This is a genomic window from Janthinobacterium sp. GW821-FHT03C10 (assembly GCF_059420865.1).
Genome location: NZ_JBWKUN010000006.1, coordinates 361,733 through 380,709, shown reverse-complemented (window position 1 = coordinate 380,709; position 18,977 = coordinate 361,733). Strand labels below are relative to the sequence as shown.

The following is an 18,977-nucleotide window of genomic DNA, read 5'->3' as shown; positions in this document are numbered from 1 at the left end:
GGCTTTGCTTCCAACCTTGGTGTCATTTGAAACTTCTGCTTACCTACCGCCTCGCGCGCATCGCCATTCACCTGAGCTGCGGCATGGCCAAGAGCGCCGTGCTCTTTCCCTGGCTGGACCTGGAAGGGCGCAACCGGCGCATCCGCCGCTGGTCGACGCAGCTGCTCGACATCTGCGGCGTGCACGTGGCGCAGCCGGCAGACAGCGTGCCGGCACTCGACCATGCGATGGTGGTGGCGAACCACGTCTCGTGGCTCGACATCTTCGTCATCAATGCCGTCCACCCCTGCCGTTTCGTCGCCAAGGCGGAAATCCGCGCCTGGCCGATCCTGGGCTGGCTGGCGGGGCGCGCCGGCACCATCTTCATTTCGCGCGGCAGCAAGCGCGACCTGCGTCTGATCTTCCAGGGTCTGGTGGATAAATTGACGGCGGGCGAACGCATTGCGTTTTTCCCCGAAGGCACGACCGCCGCGCAAGGGCAGATCCTGCCGTTTCACGCCAACCTGTTCGAGGCGGCCATCGATGCGCAGGTGCCGGTGCAGCCGTTCGCGCTCGTGTATGTGGATGACAAGGGGGCGCTGCACCACGCCGTCGACTTCATCGGCGACATGAGCTTTGCGCAAAGCATGGTGGCGATCCTGAGCGGCCCGCCGATCACGGCGCGCCTGACCTGCCTGGCGCCAGTGGCGACGGCCGACGCGCACCGCCGCGAACTGGCGGCGGCAACGCAGGCGGCGGTGGCCGCTGCGCTGCCGCTGGAAAAGGCGGCCTAGTTCTTGACGTGCAGCCAGCGCGCATGCGCGGCGCGGGCCAGGTAGTCGAGGATAAAACCTAACATCCCGATCAGCACGATGGCGGCCATCAGTTCCGAATACGCGAGGCGGTCGCGCGTGTCGAGGATGAAGTAGCCGAGGCCGGCCGACACGCCCAGCATTTCCGCCGGCACCAGCACGATCCAGATGATGCCGATGGCCAGGCGCACGCCCGTCAGGATATCGGCCGTGATGCCCGGCAAAATCACCTTGAAGACGATTTCGCTGCGCGTGGCCGACAGGCTGCGCGCCAGCAGCAGCCAGTTCGGATCGAGCCGCGCCACGCCGGCCGCCGTATTGAGCAGGATGGACCAGACGGCCGCAAACGCCAGCAGGAAGTATACGGGCGCGTCGCCCACCCCCAGCACCATCACGGCGATCGGCATCCAGGACAGCGGCGAAATCATGCGCAGCAGCTGGAACAGCGGCATGGCCGCGCCGGAAAAGCTTTTCGACATGGCCACCAGCACGCCCAGCGGCACGCCGATGACGATCGCCAGTCCCAGGCCAACGGCCACCCTTTGCAGGCTCAATACCACGTGCAGCCAGATATCCGAACCGCCCAGCATCTCCTTGAACGCCAGCGCCGTGGGCAAGGGCGCAAAGGCGGTGGCGATCGGCGTGGATTTCTCCAGCGCCGTCACGCCCACGGACCACAACAGCAAGGCACAGGCCAGCCCCACCAGGGGCAGGCCGAACTTCGTCAACAACTTGCTTGCCATCGTCAGACCGCCACGGTTTCGCTGCGCAGCAGGTTGGCCGGCAAGCCGAAGGCGGCCGGGCCGCCGACTGCCGTGATGGCCTTGCGCACGAAGCGGTCATCGACCAGGTCGCGCGCGGCGAACTTCGGATCGAGATTGGCCAGGAAGCGCGTATCGCCTTCGACCTTGGTGCGGCCGATGGCGCGCACCAGTTCTTCCGTGTACGAGGCAAACGGATACGGCTGGAAGTCGATGCGGCGCTGCTGCCAGTTCTTGTGCACGATCAGGCCCTGCTTTTCATAGCCGGCGTAATCGGTGGTGGCCAGCACCTTGGTCAGCACCTGCAGCGGATGCGGCGTGTAGCGGTGCTCGCCCACGTTCGACAGCAGCTTGGCCGTGTCGACCTGGTTCGTGCGTGTCCACAGCTGCGCCTTGACGATGGCGTTGGTGACCTTTTGCGCCCATTCCGGACGCGTGTTGATGTCGCGCTCGGACAGGAAGGTGACGCAGCACGCATGATTTTTCCACACGTCGCCCGAGAAGCGCAGGATCTTGCCGATGCCGGCGTTTTCCGCCGCCGCATTGAATGGTTCTGCCACGATGTAGCCGGCAATCGACTTGCTGGCCAGGGCCGAGACCATTTCGGCCGGCGCCAGCACGATCAGGTTGACTTCATTCGGCTTGATGGCCGCGTTGCGCGCGCGCGTGACGGGCGTCAGGCCATTCGAGGACAGGATTTGCTGCAGCAGGATGTTGTGGATCGAGTACCAGAACGGGATGGCGACCGTGCGTCCGCCCAGGTCGGAGACCTTGTTGATCTCGTTGGCCACCGTCAGCGCGGAGCCGTTGACGTGGTTCCAGGCGACGACCTTGGCCGGGAACTTGGCGCCGTAGCGCACCCACAGGGTGGCCGGCGACAGCAGGTGGATGACGTTGACCTGGCCTGCCACGAAGGCTTCGATGATCTGCGCCCAGCTGCGGAACAGGCGCGGCGTTTCCGCCTGCAAGCCTTCCGCCTCGAACAGCTTGCGCGCGTGCGCGACGAGCAGCGGGGTGGCGTCGGTGATGGGCAGGTAGCCGATCTTGACGGGCTGGTCGTCGCCTTTCGGGCCTTGCTGGGCCATGGCGTCGCCGGCGAACAGCAGCGGCGAGGCGACGCTGGCCGTGGCCAGGGCCGACATGCGCAGGAAGTCGCGCCGCGTCAGGCCGCAGTCGCAATCGGACGAGGCGCAGATATGCAGGGGGTTGTTATTTTCTGGGAGGGACATGAAAGTGTTCCGATTGGTTATAGTGGGGCGAGGGCCGGCTGCTGGTCCTGCTTTTGCAGCGCCTGCAGGGCGTCGAGAATGTCCATCTTGAGGGCGATCACCTCGGCGCTGTGGCCGATGCGCGGCTGGTCGATGGCGACGTGCCATTCGCGCACGATGTTGCCCGGCTTGCCGCCCATGAGCAGGATGCGGTCGGCGACGAGGATGGCTTCGTCGATATCGTGCGTGACCAGCAGCACGGCCGTGTGCCAGCGGTGCACCACGTCGACCAGCAGCGACTGCATCTCGGCGCGGGTGATGGCGTCGAGCGCGGAAAACGGTTCGTCGGCGAACAGCAGTTCCGGTTCGCGCGCCAGCGCGCGGGCCAGCGCCACGCGCTGCGCCATGCCGCCCGACAGCGCGGATGGATACAGTTTTTCGCGGCCCTTCAGGCCCACCGCTTCGATGGCTTGCGCCACGCGCGCCTGGTGCGCCGCGCGCGTCAGCTGCGGCTGGTGCTTGAAGTCCAGGCCGAAGCCCACGTTGCCCGTGACGTTCAGCCAGGGCAAAAGGCTCGCCTGCTGGAAGACGAGGGCGCTGCGCGGATCCGGTTCGCGCATGGGCGCGTCCAGGAATTGAATGGCGCCCGTCGATGGCGGCTGCAAGCCGGCCAGCACGCGCAGCAGGCTTGACTTGCCGCAGCCGCTGCCGCCCAGCAGGCAGACGATCTCGCGCTTGCGCACGCCCAGCGAGACGTGCTGGAAGACGGGCGCGGCGCCCGCATAGGAAAAGCTCAGATCCTGCGCCTGCAAGGCCCAATCCGCTACACTCATGCCGATACTCCCGCCTTGGCCGCCTGCTGGCTGTCGAACAGCTGCAAGGCCGATTGCAACTGCGTCAGGCTGGGGGTGACGATGGGGATGAACGACGATTCGCGCCAGCGGCGGGCAAAGCCCTGCTGCTCGGCGTTCAGGTAGGCGCGCCCGCCCATGGCTTGCAGTTCCAGCATCAGCGCCTGCTGCAGCACGTCGGCCAGCTGTATGCGCAAGCGGAACATGGCCGGCGCCTGCGTCTTGAAGCGGCCATCGTGCACGCCGGCCAGCAGGGTAGCGACGGCGCTTTCGAGGGTCGCTTGCAGCGCTTCGATGCGCGGCGTGAGCTGGTTGCGCGAGCCGGCCGAGATTTGCGCCGCCTGCGCCAGGCTGGCGCGCGCCAGGCCGATCGACAGGCCGCACTGCATGCCGAGGAACGATGGGCGCACCTGCGGTAGCCAGGCCGGCGCGTTGTCGCTGATGATGTCCGCGGCGGGGATGTGCACCTGCGCCAGCTTGACGGAAGCCGTATTGCTGCCGCGCAGGGCGATCAGGTCCAGGTCGTCGCTGCGCTTGACGCCCGCCGTGCCGCTGTCGAAGGCGACGATGACGGGCGGCGCGCCGTCGTCGGGCGCCACGGCGGCCGCCGCGACAAAGCCCGCCTTGCGCAGGTTGGTCACCCAGGCCAGGCCGCCGTCGACCAGCAAGCCGTCGCCGTGGCGCGCGCCCGTGATTTGCAGCTGTTCGATGCCGGACAAGAATTTCATCGCGTTCGACAAACCGCTGGCGCCTGCCTGCGTGCCGGCCAGCAGGCCGGGCAAGCGGCGCTCGGCCAGCGCGCGGTTCTCGCTTTGCAGCAGGAATTCGATGAAGCAGCGCTGGCCCCAGAAGACAAAGGCCGCCGTCACCGATTGCTCGGCCACCTTGGCGATGGCCTCGATGGCGTCGCGCACGTCGCCGCCCGCGCCGCCGTGTTCCTGCGGCACGCCGATGGCCAGCAGCTTGTCGCCGGCGAGGGCCGGCAAAACGGTTTCAGCCAGTTCCGGCGATTGGTCGAGCTGGTCGGCGTGCATGTGCAGCCAGTGAGTGAGGTTCGCCATGTCAGACGGCGCCGGGCAGGTAGGGCGTCAATTGCGGATTGACGGGCGTGCCGGCCAGGCTGTTGGAGAAATTGCACAGGGTGGCCAGGCTGATGCCCAGCACAACTTCGAGCGCCTGCTGCTCGTTGTAGCCGGCGGCCAGGAAGGCTTGATAGTCGCTGTCGGCGACTGCGCCGCGCGCGGCGATGACGGCCGTGGCGAAGGCGGCGACGGCGTCGAGCTTCGTATCGCCCGTCGGCTGGCCGTGCTGCAGGGCGCGCACCGTGTCCGGTGTCTGGCCCGCTTTTTTCAGCGAGATGGCGCTATGGCCGGCGATGCAGAAATCGCAGCCATGGATGCGCGCGGCCGTGATCTGCACCACTTCGCGCTCCATCAGGGTCAGGCTGGCGCGCGCATTGATGCCGGAGACGGTCAGATAGGTTTCCAGGGCCAGCGGGGCATTGGCCAGCACGCCGATCAGGTTGGGCAGGAAGCCATTGTTGGCGATGGCCTTTTCCACGAAGGGACGGCTGTCGGCCGGGGCGGTATCGAGAGTGTGCAGCGTCAGACGGGACATGGGGTACCTTGCTAAGTTAGTAAGTCACCCGGGCATTATATCGGCCATGACCTTCACGCAACAGACGTCAGCGTCGTCCTTTTGTGCTCGTTCGTCTGCGAATGTGTGATCCTTGATTTCAGCTGGCCAGCTGGCGCAATCGCTGGTCGCGCCGGTAGGCGCCCGGCTGTTCGCCCGTGACCCGCTTGAAGGCCCGTGTAAAGGCGGCGTGCGAGCGGTAGCCCACCAGTTCGGCGGCGCGTTCGACGGAGACGCCGTCGTGCAGCCGCCGCGCGGCGATCTTCATGCGCAGCAGGAGCAGGAACTGGGCCGGCGAGTGGCCGCTGGCGCTGGCGAAATGCTTGCAGAAGCTGGCGCGCGACATGCAGGCCGCCTTGGCCATGTTCTCGATTGACCAGTCGTCGGCGGGGGCGTCGAGCATGCGTTCGAGCAGCGGGGAAAATGCGGGCTGGTGCAGCAACGACAGCAGGCCGGCCGCCACCTGCTCGCCCTGCGCCACATGGCGGATCAGGTAGAAGAACAGCAGTTCAACCAGGCGCGCGATGAGCGGCGACGGCTGTTCCGGGTCGCCGCCGGCCTCCGCCAGGATCAGGTCGAACAGCGCGGCGGCGGCGCTGAAGGCGGGCGCGTCGCCGCGTATCAGCAGATACGGCGGAAACGAGTCGACGATCAGCGCGGAGAGGGCGCCGCGAAATTGAAAGAAGCCGCAGGCCAGCGCCGTCGCCGGCTGCTGCGTGGGCGTTTGCAGCGGCAGCATGGCTTGCGCGCTCACCGCCTGCAGCGGATCGCTGTGGGGACTGAGAAAGTGCGGCAAGTCGCGCAGCAGGAAGATGCCGTCGCGCGGGCCGAGCGCGATCGGCGCCGCGCCGTCGAGGTGCAAATAGCAGTGGCCATCGAGCACCAGGTGGAAGCTGCCCAGTTCCCGCCCCGCCGTGGAAGCGCGCCAGCGGCCGCAGTACTGGCCCACGTGCAGGACGGCGGTGTCGAGTTCCAGGCTGCCGAGCAGCCAGCGCGCCAGCTTGTCGGTATCAGGATGCATGGGATCGCAATGGCAAAAGCTGCATCATACGGGCGGCGCGCCGCACGGCAAACGACCGATTTCGACTAAGCATATGCGCGATGCGGCTTACCGCTTGCCGCCGTGCTGCTGGAACGTGGGGCAGTCGACTTGCAGCAGCGAGCGGTCCTCCAGGCACACGGCCGACAGTTTTCCGCCCCACACGCAGCCGCTATCGAGGCCGATCAGGCGTGGCCGCAACTGCAATCCCAGCGCCGACCAGTGGCCGAAGACGATGGTGTCGCCCGCGCTGCGCCGGCCCGGCACGTCGAACCACGGCAGCAGGCCGGAGCCTGGCGGCGGGCTGCCGCTTTCCTTCATCTTGAAGTCCATCACGCCGTCCGGCGTGCAAAAGCGCAGCCGCGTCATGGCGTTGACGATGCAGCGTAGCCGGTCGGCGCCCTGCAGGTCGTCGCGCCAGGCGGCAGGCTCGTTGCCGTACATGGTACGCAGGAACGCCATCCAGCCGTCGCTGCGCAGCATGGCCGATACTTCCCCGCTCAGGGACAGGGCCTGGGCCGCGCTCCATTGCGGCAGCAAGCCCGCATGCACGAGCACATGGCCGTCGTGTTCCAGTGCCAGCGGCCGCCGGCGCAGCCAGTCGATCAACTCCTCGCGGTCGGGCGCATCGAGGATTTCCGCGAGGGTGTCGGACGCGTGCTCGGGCCGGATGCCGTTGGCCACGGCCAGCAAGTGCAAGTCATGGTTGCCCAGGACGCTGTCGGCCAGGCCTTGCCGGGCCAGCGCACGTACGTGGCGCAGGGTGGCCAGCGAGGCCGGGCCGCGATTGATCAAGTCGCCCGCGAACAGCAGGCGGTACGGGCCGTCCGCCGCCGCCTGGATACGCTCGATCAATTCGACGGTTTGTGCATGGCAGCCTTGCAGATCGCCGATAAAGTAAGTTTTCATATGTGCCGGGGTGAAGTGAACTACGCGCCTGCATTATAAGCATGCCTGCCCTTTGGCGTTGGGGGCATTTCTGGCTGCGGCCTGAATGCGCGTATGGCCGGCGGGGAAAAATGCGGGTGCCGGTTATGCTGAATGGGAATTTAATTGGGCGGCACTTCTCGCTGGCAGATATCGGTCATTATCCGCCGGCACGCCGCTCAGGCATGCGGGAATGCCATTTCATTCATGTTTATTCAATTTTCACGCGTGCCTGCTGCATATTCTTCATTTAATCTTAATGTTGGGCCGCTAAATAAACCGATGGCCGTGATTCAATTGGCGATCGATTATGCAATGGCGCGCGGAGGTTTATGCAATGTAGTATATTCCACGTGATTTTATTATTTAAATTAATATAAAGGATGTACCAATGGATCTGTCGACAATGACGATGCTGGAATTGCGCAAACTGGAAGATAACGTCAAGCAGGAATTGAACAGCCGCGAGCGCGAAGACTTGAACAAGGCGCGCGAACAGATCATGGCCATCGCGCAGCAGGCGGGCATTCCGCTGAAACAGCTGATACTCGATGGCTTGCACCCGCGCACGGGCAAAGTCGCGGTGCGTTACCGCCATCCTGACAACGCGAACGAGCAATGGACAGGCCGTGGCCGCCAGCCGCTGTGGGTCAGGCAGTGGGTGGAATCGGGCAAGTCGATCGATCTGCTGCGCGTATAATTCGGTATACTCTTGGCGCAGCAGCAAGGCGGCAGCCGCGCGCCGCACCTTGCCTGGTACCTTATTTACCCCCTTATTTAGACCCTTATTTCTTCTTTTAGATACCGCCCACACCATGCTTCCATTGTCCAGAACGATCTTCAAGGCCTACGATATTCGCGGCATCATCGCCAAAACCCTCGATGCCAGCGTGGCCCACAAGATCGGTCAGGCATTTGGCCAGGCCGCCCTGGCCAAGGGCGAGCAGCGGGTGGTGATCGGCCGCGATGGCCGCCTGTCGGGACCGGAATTGACGGCGGCGCTGGCGCAGGGCTTGCAAGCGGCAGGCGTCGACGTGATCGACCTGGGCGTGGTGGCCACGCCGATGGTCTATTTCGGCACGAATGTGCTCGACACGCGCTCCGGCATCATGGTCACGGGCAGCCATAATCCGCCCGACTACAACGGCTTCAAGATGGTGCTGGCCGGCGAGGCCATCCACGGCGAAGCGATCCAGGCGCTGTACCACAGCATCGTCGCGCACGACGGCAGCGCCAGCGCCAAGCCTGGCAGCTACGCCACGCATGATATCCGCACGGCCTACCTGGAGCGCATCCTGGGCGACGTCAAGCTGGCGCGCCCGATCAAGATCGCCGTCGACTGCGGCAATGGCGTGGCCGGCGCGTTCGCGGGCGACCTGTTCCGCGGCATGGGCTGCGAAGTCATCGAACTGTTCTGCGAAGTCGATGGCAACTTCCCGAATCACCATCCGGATCCCGCGCATCCGGAAAACCTGCAGGACCTGATCCGCTGCCTGGCTGAGACGGATGCCGAAATCGGCATCGCCTTCGACGGCGACGGCGACCGCCTGGGTGTGGTCACCAAGGATGGCCAGATCATCTACCCTGACCGCCAGATGATGCTGTTCGCCGCCGACGTGCTGACGCGCCATCCGGGCGCGCAGATCCTGTACGACGTGAAATGCACGCGCCACCTGGCGCCGTGGATCAGCAAGCATGGCGGCGTGCCGCTGATGTACAAGACGGGCCACTCGCTGGTGAAAGCCAAGCTGCGCGAGACGGGTGCGCCGCTGGGCGGCGAAATGAGCGGCCATATCTTCTTCAAGGACCGCTGGTACGGTTTCGACGACGGCCTGTATTCGGCCGCGCGCCTGCTGGAAATCCTCACGCGCGAAGCCGATCCTTCGGCCCTGTTGAATTCCCTGCCGCAGTCCGACAGCACGCCGGAACTGCACCTGGAACTGAAGGAGGGCGAGAACGTCGCGCTGATGGACATGCTGCGCCGCGACGCCGTCTTCCCCGGCAATGAACAGATCATCACCATCGACGGCCTGCGCGTGGAATACGCGGACGGTTTCGGCCTGGCCCGTTCATCGAACACCACGCCGGTGATCGTCATGCGCTTCGAAGCGGAAACGCCGGCGGCCCTGGCGCGCATCCAGGGACAGTTCAAGAGCGTGATCCTGGCCGCCAAGCCAGACGCTGTCCTGCCGTTCTGACAGCATGGCCGGTCAATCTGACGCACAGGCGCCCTTGAAAATCCTGCTGGTGCGGGTATCTTCGCTGGGCGACGTGCTGCATAACCTGCCGATGGTGGCGGACATCGCCCGCCATTTCCCGAACGCGACCATCGACTGGGTGGTCGAGGAAGGCTACACCAGTCTGGTGCGCCTGAACCCGCGCGTGGATACCATCTTCCCGTTCGCGCTGCGGCGCTGGCGCAAGAGCCTGGGCAAGAAGGAGACGCGCGCGGAAATCGCCGCCTTCTTCCGCAGCCTGCGCCAGACGCGCTACGATTATGTGTTCGATACCCAGGGCTTGCTCAAGACGGGCATCATCATGGGCGCCGCGCGCCTGGCGCCGGGCGGACAGAAGGTCGGCCTGGCCAATGGCAGCGAAGGCTCCGGCTACGAAGGCATTTCACGCCTGTTCCACACCAAAAGCATTCCGCTCGACCCGCGCACGCATGCGGTAGCGCGCGGCCGCCTGGTGGCCGCCGCAGCGCTCGGCTACACGGCCGACACGCCGGCCGATTTCGGCTTGCCGGAAGTCTCCGGCAGCGAACCGCGCCCGGACTGGATGGGCGAGGCTCCTTACTGCGTGTATTTCCACGGTACCGCGCGCGACGCCAAGAAATGGGCGCCGGAAAACTGGATCGCCCTGGGCCACGCGCTCGCGCCCATGCCGATTTTGCTGCCCTGGGGCTCGCCCAAGGAAAAGGCGGAAGCCGAACAGCTGGCGGACGGCCTGCCGAACGCCCGCGTGCTGCCAAAATTGTCGATGGGCGACGCCACCCTGCTGGCGCGCCACGCGGCGCTGGTGATCGGCGTCGATACGGGCCTGACGCATATCGCGGCCGCCTTTGTGCGCCCGACGGTGGAAATCTATGCCGATTCGCCGCTGTGGAAAACGGAAGGCAACTGGTCGCCGAAAATCATCAACCTGGGCGACAAGGGCGCGCCGCCCGGCGTGCCCGAAGTGCTGGCCGCGGCGCGGCGCCTGCTGGCCGACTATCCTCCCGCCTGACTTTAACATCAAACAATCATGCGACTTCTTTATACCCTCGCCTGGTGGCTGGCCTTGCCCCTGGTGCTGGCGCGGCTGTGGCTGCGCGGCCGCCAGGAACCCGGCTATCGCCAGCACTGGGCCGAACGCCTGGGCTTTTACGGCCGCCAGCCGGCACCTGCTGCGGACACCATCTGGCTGCACGCCGTCTCCGTCGGCGAGACGCGCGCGGCCGAGCCGCTGATCGATGCGCTGCTGGCGGCCTGGCCCGCGTGCCGCATCGTCCTCACGCACATGACGCCGACGGGGCGCGCCACGGGCAAGTCGCTGTTCGCCAAACACGGCGCGCGCCTGGTGCAAAGCTATCTGCCGTACGACACGGGCGCCATGCCGGCCCGTTTCATCCGCCACTTTACGCCGCGCATCTGCATCCTGATGGAGACGGAAGTGTGGCCGAATCTGATCCACCAATGCAATCGCTACAAAGTGCCCGTGGTGCTGGCCAATGCGCGCTTGTCGCAGCGTTCGCTGGGCAAGGCGCAGCGCCTTGGCAAGCTCATTGCCGACGCGGCGCGCGGCATCAGTCTGGTGGCGGCGCAGACGCAGGACGACGCCGATCGCGTGCGTCAGCTGGGCGTGCGGGACGTGGTCGTCACGGGCAGCATCAAGTTCGACGTCGTCGTGCCCGGGGCGGCCCTGGCGACGGGGGCGGCGCTGCGCGCGGCCATCGGTGCGCGTCCCGTGCTGCTGTGCGCCAGCACGCGCGAAGGCGAGGAGCCGCTGATCCTCGATGCCTTTACCCGCGCCAACCTGCCGGAAAATGCGCTGCTGTTGATCGTGCCGCGCCATCCGCAGCGCTTCGACGAGGTGGAAAAACTGATCGCGGCGCAGGGTCTGGCCGTGCAGCGCAGGTCGGGCCTGGCGCAGGACGATACCATTGCGGCGGGCACGCAGGTGCTGCTGGGCGACTCGATGGGCGAGATGTTTGCATATTACGCGGCCTGCGATTGCGCGTTCGTCGGCGGCAGCCTGCTGCCGCTGGGCGGGCAAAACCTGATCGAACCGGCGGCGCTGGGCAAGCCCGTGCTGATCGGCCCGCACACCTTCAATTTCGCGCTGGTCACCGAGCAGGCGATTGCCGCTGGCGGTGCCGCGCTGGTGGCGGACGCCGACGCGCTGATGGCGCAGGCGTCGGCGCTGCTGCAGGATCCCGCGCGGTTATCGTCGATGGGGCAAAAGGCGCTGGCGTTCGCCAGCCAGCACCGGGGCGCCACGCCGCGCACCATCGCGGCGATTCAACCGCTGTTGCGGTGACGGCGGCGCGGCCAATAATGTTGTCGGATTACGCGCTAGCGCGCTAATCCGAACTACGCGACTGCTGCCATGATGAAGGTAGGTCGGATTAGCGCAGGGCGCGTAATCCGACAGTCGCGGCCAACAATATTGTTTACGCGAACAACACCGGCAGCTCCTGCGAGCGTTTCCTGAGCGCCTGCTTGGCGCCGTCGTAATCGGGATAGATCGATTCCACGGTGGCCCAGAAGCGGGGGCTGTGGTTCATTTCCAGCAGGTGCGACAGTTCGTGCGCCACGACGTAATCGATCAGCGGCAGGGCGAAGTGGATCAGGCGCCAGTTCAGGCGGATCTTGCGCTCGATGGTGCAGCTGCCCCAGCGCGTTCCGGCCGACGAGAGCGACAGCGAATCGTAGCGCACGCCCAGCTTGTCCGCATACAGGTCCAGGCGCGCCTCGAACAGCTGGCGCGCCTCGTGCTGGAACCAGCCCTTCACTTTTTCCTTCAATTGCTGCTCGCTGCCCGTGGGCGTGACCCACACGTGCAGTTCATTCGTCTCGCGCTGGAAGCTGGCGCGGTGGCGCGGCGCCTGGTGCAGCCGCAAGGTGATCTCGCCACCGAGGTAGGGCAGCACGGCGCCATCGACCCATGCCACGGGCGGGCGCTGCTGGCGCTGCACCTTGCGCTCGCCCCGTTCCAGCAGCTTCGAGACGATCCAGCCTTGCTTGGCGCGGATGGCGTTGTCGATTTCGGCCAGGGTGACGCGCTTGGGCGCCGTCACGCGCAAGCCGTTATCGTCGATCATGAAGCCGATGGAACGGCGCGTGGAGCGGCGCAGGGCGAATTCGACGAGGTGGCTGCCCAGCTGCAGCTGGCGCAGCGGCGGGCCATCGGCGGAGCGTGGCGGGGAAGGCAGGGGAGGCGGAGCGGGGCGAACGATGGGCGGCGCGGGCGCCACTACCGGTGGCGCCACGGGCGGCGCTGGCGGTGCCGTGGAGCGCACCGCCGGGGGCGTGCTGGTCGAGACGTCATGCGCGAACAAATCCAGTTGCTGGTCGCCGACCTTGATGGTCTTCATCTGCTGGCGCAGTGTCGGCTCCTGGATGACCGCGCTGATGCCGTCTAGCCAGCGTTGTAGGCGTGAGGCGAAATGACGCGCATTTCTGATTCTATCCAATTTTCCACCTGTTGCATCATGCTGTCCGGGGTTTGCCCTTCCGGCGAAATCGGTTTGCCTATCGAGACGGTGATCAGCCCCGGGCGTTTGAGGAATGACTGCTTGGGCCAGCACTCGCCTGAATTGTGCGCAATCGGCACCACCACGGCGCCCGTGGCGATGGCCAGACGCGTGCCGCCGCTCTTGTACTTGCCCGCCTGGCCCACGGGAATGCGGGTGCCTTCAGGGAACATGATAATCCATTGGCCGTCGGCCAGGCGGCGCTTGCCATGCGCGACCACGCTCTTGAACGCATGCTTGCCCTGTTTGCGGTCGATGGGGATCATGCGCAGCAGCGCCATGGCCCAGCCGAAGAAGGGAATGTACAGGATCTCCTTCTTGAACACATATACCAGCGGACGGGGCAGGCTAGGCAGCAAGAAGATGGTTTCCCATGCCGACTGGTGCTTCGACAGCACGATGGCCGGCGCGTCGGGGAAGTTCTCGGCGCCCTTGACTTCATAGCGGATGCCGCAAATAACCTTGGCACACCACAGGATAAACACGTTCCAGCGCGAGGTGACCCAATAGCGCTTGTTGTAGCTCAATGGCGCGGCAAAAAAGCACACGCAGGCCCAGACGATGGTGGCCACGATCATGATGATCATGAACAGCAGGGATCGCAGGAACAGGGAAATATTACGCAATGCGGTTCTCCGAAGATTAGATACTGAATGCCACGGTGGGCGCTGGTGCCGCTGGCGCCTTGAGCAGGTGGCTGACGACGGCGCCCAGGTCCGGGAAGACCTGGGTGCCAGGCGGCAGGCCACCCGTGTCGTTGGTCTTTTCGCCCTTGCCCGTCAAGACCAGGTAGGGCACGCAGCCGCTGATGAAGCCGGCCTGCAGGTCGCGCAGCGAATCGCCGACGGTGGGCACGCCTTTCAGGCTGGTGTTGTAGCGCTGCGAGATTTCATGGAACATGCCCGGTTTCGGCTTGCGGCAGTCGCAATTGTCCGCGCCCGCGTGCGGGCAAAAGAAGATGGCGTCGATATCGGCGCCCACCTGCTGCGCCAGCGTGTGCATCTTCTGGTGGATCGCGTTCAATACCGTCATGTCGAAGTATTCGCGCGCGATGCCCGACTGGTTCGAGGCGACGACGACGCGATAGCCGGCCTGGTTCAGGCGGGCGATCGCTTCGAGCGAGCCGGGAATCGGCAGCCATTCGGCCGGCGACTTGATGAAGTCCGGCGAGTCATGATTAATGACGCCGTCGCGGTCGAGAATAATCAGTTTCAGCGCCGGAGTCCCCATTATGCCGCCAGCTTGGAAATGTCGGCCACGCGGTTCATCATGCCGTGCAAGGACGACAGCAAGGCCAGGCGGTTGTTGCGCAGGGCGACATCCTCGGCCATTACCATCACGTCGTTGAAGAAGCCGTCGACGTCGTCGCGCAGCTGCGCCAGGGTTTGCAGGGTGCTGGTGAAATCGCCCTTTGCGAAGGCTGCGTCGACTTCCGGCTGCACGCGAGAGACGGCGGCGGCGAGTTTTTTCTCCGCCTCGTCCTGCAGCAGCGCCACGTTGACGCCGCCGGCGGCGACCTGGCTCACGGCTTCCTCGTTCTTTTTCAGGATGTTCGTGATGCGCTTGTTGGCGGCTGCCAGCGAGGCGCTTTCCGGCAGCGCGGCAAACGCCTGCACGGCTTCCAGGCGCTGCACGATGTCGTCCAGGCGGTCGGGATTCTGCGCCACGACGGCTTCGATTTCATTCGGCGAGAAACCGCGCTCGCGCAGGATGCCGCGCAGGCGGTCCAGCATGAAGGTGGTCACATCCGCGACCGGGTCCTTGAAGCCTGGCACGGCTGCGAACTGCGCGGCGGCATCGCCCAGCAAGCCCTGGATCGACAAGGGCAGGCGTTTTTCCAGCAGCATGCGCAGCACGCCCAGGGCGTGGCGGCGCAGCGCGAACGGGTCCTTGTCGCCCGTGGGCGCCAGGCCGATGGCCCAGATGCCGACCAGGGTTTCGAGCTTGTCGGCCAGGGCCACGGCGGTGCCGGTGGCGGTGGACGGCAGGCTGTCGCCGGCAAAGCGCGGCTGGTAGTGTTCGGAGGCGGCCAGCGCCACTTCTTCCGGTTCGCCGTCATGGCGCGCGTAGTACGTGCCCATGATGCCTTGCAGTTCGGGGAATTCGCCCACCATGTCGGTCAGCAGATCGGCCTTGGCCAGCAGGGCGCCCCGTTCGGCCAGGGCCACGTCGTAATTCAATTTGGCGGCGATGGCGCCAGCCAGCGACTTGACGCGCTCTGTGCGCGCCGCTTGCGTGCCCAGCTTGTTGTGGTAGACGACGTTGGCCAGCAGCGGCAGGCGCGATGCGAGGGTCTTCTTCTTGTCCTGCTCGAAGAAGAACTTGGCGTCGGACAGGCGCGGGCGCACGACGCGCTCGTTGCCGCCGATGATGTGCTCGGGCGTGTCCGTTTCGATGTTCGAGACGATCAGGAAGCGCGAGCGCAGCTTGCCTTCGCTGTCCGTCAGCGCAAAATATTTCTGGTTCGTCTGCATGGTGAGGATCAGGCATTCCTGCGGCACGGCCAGGAATTCTTCCTCGAAGTGGCACTCATACACGACCGGCCATTCGACCAGGGCCGTGACTTCGTCGAGCAGCGCTTCGGGCATCAGCACCTGGTCGGCGCCGGCCTTGTCCAGCAGCTGGGCGCGGATGCGCTCCTTGCGCTCCTCGTTGCTGGCGATGACGCTGGCGTTGAGGATCAGCGACGGCGCATAGTTTTCCGCGTGCGCGATGGTGATCGGTTCGCCGTCGGTGAGGAAACGGTGGCCCAGGGTGGTGCGGCCGGCGCTCAAGCCCAGCAGGGTCAGGGGCAGGATATTGATGCCGTGCAGGGCGATCAGGCTGTGGGCCGGGCGCACGAATTGCACGGTGGTGCCGTCCGGGCGCTGATAGCTCATCAGTTTTGGAATCGGCAGCTTGGCGCAGGATTCGGTCAAGGCGGCCTGCGCGCCCGTGGCGAGCTGGCTGCCGGGCGCCGTGTAGGTGTAGAAGAAGCTGTCCGCCTTGCCGTCGGCGGCGCGTTCCAGCTCGGCCACCGTCAGCTCGGGGAAGCCCAGCGCGGCCAGTTTCTTGGCCAGCGGCGGCGTGCCGTTGCCGTTCGCGTCCAGCGCCACGGAGACGGGCAGGACTTTTTCGCGGATCGATTTATCGGGCGAGACTTCGCGCACGTTGGTGATGGAGACGGCCAGCCGGCGCGGCGAGGCGTAGCTGGTGGCGACGCTGTCGGCTTCCAGGAAGTCGCGCGCTTTCAGGCCGTTGACGATGCCGGCCGTGAAGGCGGCGCCCAGTTTGGCCAGCGCTTTCGGCGGCAGTTCTTCGGTCAGCAGTTCGATGAGCAGTGTTTGGTTCATGGTGTTCTTGTCTGGTACGGCGGTGTATGAGCTAGGCGATCAAGCGGCGGCGGGTTGGTCTGCGGCGGGCAGCATCGGGAAACCGAGGCGTTCGCGCGAGTCGTAATAGGCTTGCGCCACCAGGCGCGACAGGGTGCGCACGCGGCCGATATAGGCGGCGCGTTCCGTTACCGAGATGGCGCCGCGCGCGTCCAGCATATTGAAACTGTGCGAGGCCTTCATGATTTTCTCGTAGGCGGGCAGGGTCAGTTGCAGCTCGATCAGGCGCTTCGCTTCCGCTTCGTAATTGCCGAACTGTTCGAACAGCAGGTCCGTATTCGCGTGCTCGAAGTTGTAGGTCGATTGCTCCACTTCGTTCTGGTGGAAGACGTCGCCGTAGGTCAGTTTTTTCGTAATACCGTTTTCTTCCCACTCCGTCCACACCAGGTCGTACACGTTTTCCACGCCCTGCAGATACATGGCCAGGCGTTCGATGCCGTAGGTGATCTCGCCCAGCACGGGCTTGCAATCGAGGCCGCCCACTTGCTGGAAGTAGGTAAATTGGGTCACTTCCATGCCGTTCAGCCAGACTTCCCAGCCCAGGCCCCAGGCGCCCAGGGTCGGGCTTTCCCAGTCGTCTTCGACGAAGCGCACGTCATTCTGCTTCAAGTCCAGGCCCAGCGCGGCCAGCGAACCCAGATACAGGTCGAGGATGTTTTCCGGCGCCGGTTTCAAGACCACCTGGTACTGGTAGTAGTGCTGCATGCGGTTCGGGTTTTCGCCATAGCGGCCATCTTTCGGGCGGCGCGACGGCTGCACATACGCGGCTCGCCACGGTTCCGGGCCGATCGCGCGCAGGAAGGTGCCGGTGTGGAAGGTGCCGGCGCCGACTTCCATGTCGTAAGGCTGGAGCAGGGCGCAACCTTGCTTGTCCCAATAGGTTTGCAAGGTCAGGATAATTTGTTGAAATGTGAGCATCGTATGAGTTCGCCGCGCGGGAGGCTGCGCTTTGTTAAGGTTTGCTTGAAGCCCGCACGCTGCTAACAAGCGCGTCCGGGCCGGGGTTTTGCTAATTTTAGCGGTTTTTACGGGCCCACTGTGACTCTTCGGGCAATATCGGCCGCTTATTGCTGCGCGACGCGGGCACGGCGCGCGGCGCGCGACAGCAGGAAGGCCGTCAGCAGGGCCAGCGCGGCCAGGGCCAGCACCAGTTTGTTGCCGTACAGAATGTATGGCGTCATGCCGCCCATGCCCTGCACCTTGGCCGCCAGGGTGGCTTGCTGTTCCGGCGGCAGCAGGCTTTGCACGACGCCCTTGCCGTCGATGACGGCCGTGGCGCCCGTGTTCGTCGAGCGCAGCATGGGGCGGCCCGTTTCCAGGCTGCGCATCTGCGAAATCTGCAGATGCTGGGGGATGGCGATCGAGTCGCCGAACCAGGCCAGGTTCGAGATATTCAGCAGCACGGAGGCCGACTGCTTGCCATGCCGGTGGGCGCTGGCCAGCTGGCCGGCGATTTCCTCGCCAAACAGATCTTCGTAGCAGATATTCGGCAGTACCAGCTGGTCGCGTACCTGCAGCGGCGCCTGCACCTCGGCGCCGCGGCCCATGTCGCCCAGCGGGATGGCCATCATGGCGACGAACCAGTGCAGGCCGGGCGGCACGAATTCGCCGAACGGCACCAGATGGTGCTTGCGGTACTGGTAGTACGGTCCCGGCGTGCCGTTGGGCGTGATGCCCACAGCCGCATTGTAGAAGCGCTGCTGCTCGTCGAGCACGGGCATGCCGACCAAAATCGTGCTGCCCGTCTGCTGCGCATACGTCGCCAGGCTATCCAGATAGCCTGGCGGCAGCTGGTGCGGCAGCACGGTGACGGCCGTTTCCGGCGTGGCGATCAGGTCGGCCGGCGCGCTGGTGATGGCGCTCTGGTACATCTGCAGGGCGCCCAGCACGAAGCCGGGGTCGAATTTCTGCTGCTGCGGCACGTTCCCCTGCAACAGGCGCACGGTGATGGGGCGCCCGACCGGGTGGGTCCAGTTCACGTATTGCAAGCCGACGCCGGCCGCGTACAGGGCGATGACGCCGCCCAGGGCGCTCCAGCGTGTGCGATGCAAGGGGTGGATTAGCAGCAGCAGGGCGCCGGCGGACAGCGCCGCCAGCCAGCCCAGGCCGTACGATCCGACGATGGGGGCGAAGCCGCCCAGCGGGCTGGCATTGTGGGCGTAGCCCGTGGCCAGCCACGGGAAACCCGTAAACAGCCAGCCGCGCGTCCATTCGAACAGGGTCCACGTGGCAGGCAGCACCAGCAAGGTCATGGCGGGCAGGGACAGCACCCAGCGCTGGCGCAGCCAGGCGGCCGCGCTCATGGCCAGGGCCACGTAGATGGCCATCAAGAGGGCCAGCAGGGCCACGGCGATGGCGGCCAGCGGCGCGGCCATGTCGCCATAGCGGTGCATGGAGATGTACAGCCAGTGCGTGCCGGCCGCGCACCAGCCGAAGCCGTAGGCCCAGCCGATCAGCGCGCCGGACTTGACGTTCGCCGCGCGCAGCACCTGGTAGAACAGCACGCCCAGGCTGAGGATCTGCAATGGCCAGTAACCGAAAGGGGCGAACGCCAGCACGGCGACGGCGCCGGCGACGGCGGCAGTCAGCATGCGCGCCCAGGTGCTGCGGGGCGGTTTGGCGGGGGCGTTGGGGTCGGCGCGTCTGAAACGCATTTACAG

General features: G+C 65.6%; 18 protein-coding genes. 5 read left to right on the top strand and 13 right to left on the bottom strand.

Features of this window, described 5'->3' with window-relative positions:
• Positions 1–26: 26 nt before the first annotated feature.
• On the top strand, positions 27–773 hold the full coding sequence (locus AC07VH_RS21485) for a lysophospholipid acyltransferase family protein (RefSeq protein ID WP_489629813.1): 747 nt from the start codon (positions 27–29) through the stop codon (positions 771–773).
• Here AC07VH_RS21485 and AC07VH_RS21480 read toward each other — a convergent pair.
• From AC07VH_RS21480 to AC07VH_RS21450, 7 genes are all read right to left on the bottom strand, one after another.
• Positions 770–1,534, bottom strand: coding sequence for an ABC transporter permease (locus AC07VH_RS21480; RefSeq protein ID WP_489629814.1), 765 nt, complete (start codon positions 1,532–1,534; stop codon positions 770–772). The genes AC07VH_RS21485 and AC07VH_RS21480 overlap by 4 nt on opposite strands.
• Positions 1,535–1,536: 2 nt before the next feature.
• The gene (locus AC07VH_RS21475) at positions 1,537–2,781 is read right to left on the bottom strand and encodes an ABC transporter substrate-binding protein (protein WP_475416121.1); all 1,245 of its coding nucleotides are present in this window, start codon (positions 2,779–2,781) and stop codon (positions 1,537–1,539) included.
• A 17-nt stretch (positions 2,782–2,798) separates the two neighbouring features.
• Complete coding sequence (locus AC07VH_RS21470) at positions 2,799–3,593, bottom strand: ABC transporter ATP-binding protein (protein WP_494789169.1); 795 nt, start codon at positions 3,591–3,593, stop codon at positions 2,799–2,801.
• Positions 3,590–4,672, bottom strand: coding sequence for an acyl-CoA dehydrogenase family protein (locus AC07VH_RS21465; protein WP_494789168.1), 1,083 nt, complete (start codon positions 4,670–4,672; stop codon positions 3,590–3,592). The genes AC07VH_RS21470 and AC07VH_RS21465 overlap by 4 nt, the downstream gene beginning before the upstream one ends.
• 1 nt (position 4,673) lies before the next feature.
• The gene (locus AC07VH_RS21460; protein ID WP_494789167.1) at positions 4,674–5,228 is read right to left on the bottom strand and encodes a carboxymuconolactone decarboxylase family protein; all 555 of its coding nucleotides are present in this window, start codon (positions 5,226–5,228) and stop codon (positions 4,674–4,676) included.
• A gap of 118 nt (positions 5,229–5,346) precedes the next feature.
• Positions 5,347–6,267: an AraC family transcriptional regulator gene (locus AC07VH_RS21455; protein WP_494789166.1), complete on the bottom strand. Its 921-nt coding sequence runs from the start codon at positions 6,265–6,267 to the stop codon at positions 5,347–5,349.
• 87 nt (positions 6,268–6,354) lie between these two features.
• On the bottom strand, positions 6,355–7,194 hold the full coding sequence (locus AC07VH_RS21450; RefSeq protein WP_494789165.1) for a symmetrical bis(5'-nucleosyl)-tetraphosphatase: 840 nt from the start codon (positions 7,192–7,194) through the stop codon (positions 6,355–6,357).
• A 409-nt stretch (positions 7,195–7,603) separates the two neighbouring features.
• Here AC07VH_RS21450 and AC07VH_RS21445 point away from each other — a divergent pair, with 409 nt between their 5' ends.
• The 4 genes from AC07VH_RS21445 to waaA all read left to right on the top strand — a co-directional run bounded on the left by AC07VH_RS21445 (position 7,604) and on the right by waaA (position 11,730).
• Complete coding sequence (locus tag AC07VH_RS21445; protein WP_475416127.1) at positions 7,604–7,912, top strand: H-NS histone family protein; 309 nt, start codon at positions 7,604–7,606, stop codon at positions 7,910–7,912.
• A gap of 115 nt (positions 7,913–8,027) precedes the next feature.
• Positions 8,028–9,410: a phosphomannomutase/phosphoglucomutase gene (locus tag AC07VH_RS21440; RefSeq protein WP_475416128.1), complete on the top strand. Its 1,383-nt coding sequence runs from the start codon at positions 8,028–8,030 to the stop codon at positions 9,408–9,410.
• A 4-nt stretch (positions 9,411–9,414) separates the two neighbouring features.
• A complete protein-coding gene (gene waaC / locus AC07VH_RS21435) occupies positions 9,415–10,437 on the top strand; it encodes a lipopolysaccharide heptosyltransferase I (RefSeq protein ID WP_489629819.1) in 1,023 nt (340 codons plus the stop codon).
• A gap of 18 nt (positions 10,438–10,455) precedes the next feature.
• Positions 10,456–11,730, top strand: a complete 1,275-nt coding sequence (gene waaA / locus AC07VH_RS21430) for a lipid IV(A) 3-deoxy-D-manno-octulosonic acid transferase (RefSeq protein ID WP_494789164.1) — start codon at positions 10,456–10,458, stop codon at positions 11,728–11,730.
• 133 nt (positions 11,731–11,863) lie between these two features.
• Here waaA and AC07VH_RS21425 read toward each other — a convergent pair whose 3' ends face one another.
• From AC07VH_RS21425 to lnt, 6 genes are all read right to left on the bottom strand, one after another.
• Complete coding sequence (locus tag AC07VH_RS21425; protein ID WP_489629820.1) at positions 11,864–12,787, bottom strand: M48 family metallopeptidase; 924 nt, start codon at positions 12,785–12,787, stop codon at positions 11,864–11,866.
• A 44-nt stretch (positions 12,788–12,831) separates the two neighbouring features.
• Complete coding sequence (locus AC07VH_RS21420) at positions 12,832–13,572, bottom strand: lysophospholipid acyltransferase family protein (protein WP_034746739.1); 741 nt, start codon at positions 13,570–13,572, stop codon at positions 12,832–12,834.
• Between the two features lie 16 nt (positions 13,573–13,588).
• Complete coding sequence (gmhB, locus tag AC07VH_RS21415; RefSeq protein WP_494789163.1) at positions 13,589–14,176, bottom strand: D-glycero-beta-D-manno-heptose 1,7-bisphosphate 7-phosphatase; 588 nt, start codon at positions 14,174–14,176, stop codon at positions 13,589–13,591.
• On the bottom strand, positions 14,176–16,278 hold the full coding sequence (gene glyS, locus AC07VH_RS21410) for a glycine--tRNA ligase subunit beta (RefSeq protein WP_494789162.1): 2,103 nt from the start codon (positions 16,276–16,278) through the stop codon (positions 14,176–14,178). The genes gmhB and glyS overlap by 1 nt, the downstream gene beginning before the upstream one ends.
• 39 nt (positions 16,279–16,317) lie before the next feature.
• Positions 16,318–17,235 (bottom strand): glycine--tRNA ligase subunit alpha, encoded by a 918-nt coding sequence (gene glyQ, locus AC07VH_RS21405; RefSeq protein WP_099376578.1) that lies wholly within the window; start codon positions 17,233–17,235, stop codon positions 16,318–16,320.
• 146 nt (positions 17,236–17,381) lie between these two features.
• Entirely contained in the window at positions 17,382–18,971 is a 1,590-nt protein-coding gene (lnt, locus tag AC07VH_RS21400) for an apolipoprotein N-acyltransferase (protein ID WP_494789161.1), read from the bottom strand.
• Between the last annotated feature and the right edge of the window lie 6 nt (positions 18,972–18,977).

Coding starts and splice junctions, on each gene's coding strand:
- gmhB (WP_494789163.1), bottom strand. CDS start 14,176: ATGGGGACTCCGGCGCTGAAACTGATTATTCTCGACCGCGACGGCGTC.
- AC07VH_RS21455 (WP_494789166.1), bottom strand. CDS start 6,267: ATGCATCCTGATACCGACAAGCTGGCGCGCTGGCTGCTCGGCAGCCTG.
- glyS (WP_494789162.1), bottom strand. CDS start 16,278: ATGAACCAAACACTGCTCATCGAACTGCTGACCGAAGAACTGCCGCCG.
- lnt (WP_494789161.1), bottom strand. CDS start 18,971: ATGCGTTTCAGACGCGCCGACCCCAACGCCCCCGCCAAACCGCCCCGC.
- AC07VH_RS21450 (WP_494789165.1), bottom strand. CDS start 7,194: ATGAAAACTTACTTTATCGGCGATCTGCAAGGCTGCCATGCACAAACC.
- AC07VH_RS21445 (WP_475416127.1), top strand. CDS start 7,604: ATGGATCTGTCGACAATGACGATGCTGGAATTGCGCAAACTGGAAGAT.
- AC07VH_RS21440 (WP_475416128.1), top strand. CDS start 8,028: ATGCTTCCATTGTCCAGAACGATCTTCAAGGCCTACGATATTCGCGGC.
- AC07VH_RS21470 (WP_494789169.1), bottom strand. CDS start 3,593: ATGAGTGTAGCGGATTGGGCCTTGCAGGCGCAGGATCTGAGCTTTTCC.
- glyQ (WP_099376578.1), bottom strand. CDS start 17,235: ATGCTCACATTTCAACAAATTATCCTGACCTTGCAAACCTATTGGGAC.
- waaA (WP_494789164.1), top strand. CDS start 10,456: ATGCGACTTCTTTATACCCTCGCCTGGTGGCTGGCCTTGCCCCTGGTG.
- AC07VH_RS21465 (WP_494789168.1), bottom strand. CDS start 4,672: ATGGCGAACCTCACTCACTGGCTGCACATGCACGCCGACCAGCTCGAC.
- AC07VH_RS21425 (WP_489629820.1), bottom strand. CDS start 12,787: ATGAAGACCATCAAGGTCGGCGACCAGCAACTGGATTTGTTCGCGCAT.
- AC07VH_RS21460 (WP_494789167.1), bottom strand. CDS start 5,228: ATGTCCCGTCTGACGCTGCACACTCTCGATACCGCCCCGGCCGACAGC.
- AC07VH_RS21475 (WP_475416121.1), bottom strand. CDS start 2,781: ATGTCCCTCCCAGAAAATAACAACCCCCTGCATATCTGCGCCTCGTCC.
- AC07VH_RS21480 (WP_489629814.1), bottom strand. CDS start 1,534: ATGGCAAGCAAGTTGTTGACGAAGTTCGGCCTGCCCCTGGTGGGGCTG.
- waaC (WP_489629819.1), top strand. CDS start 9,415: ATGGCCGGTCAATCTGACGCACAGGCGCCCTTGAAAATCCTGCTGGTG.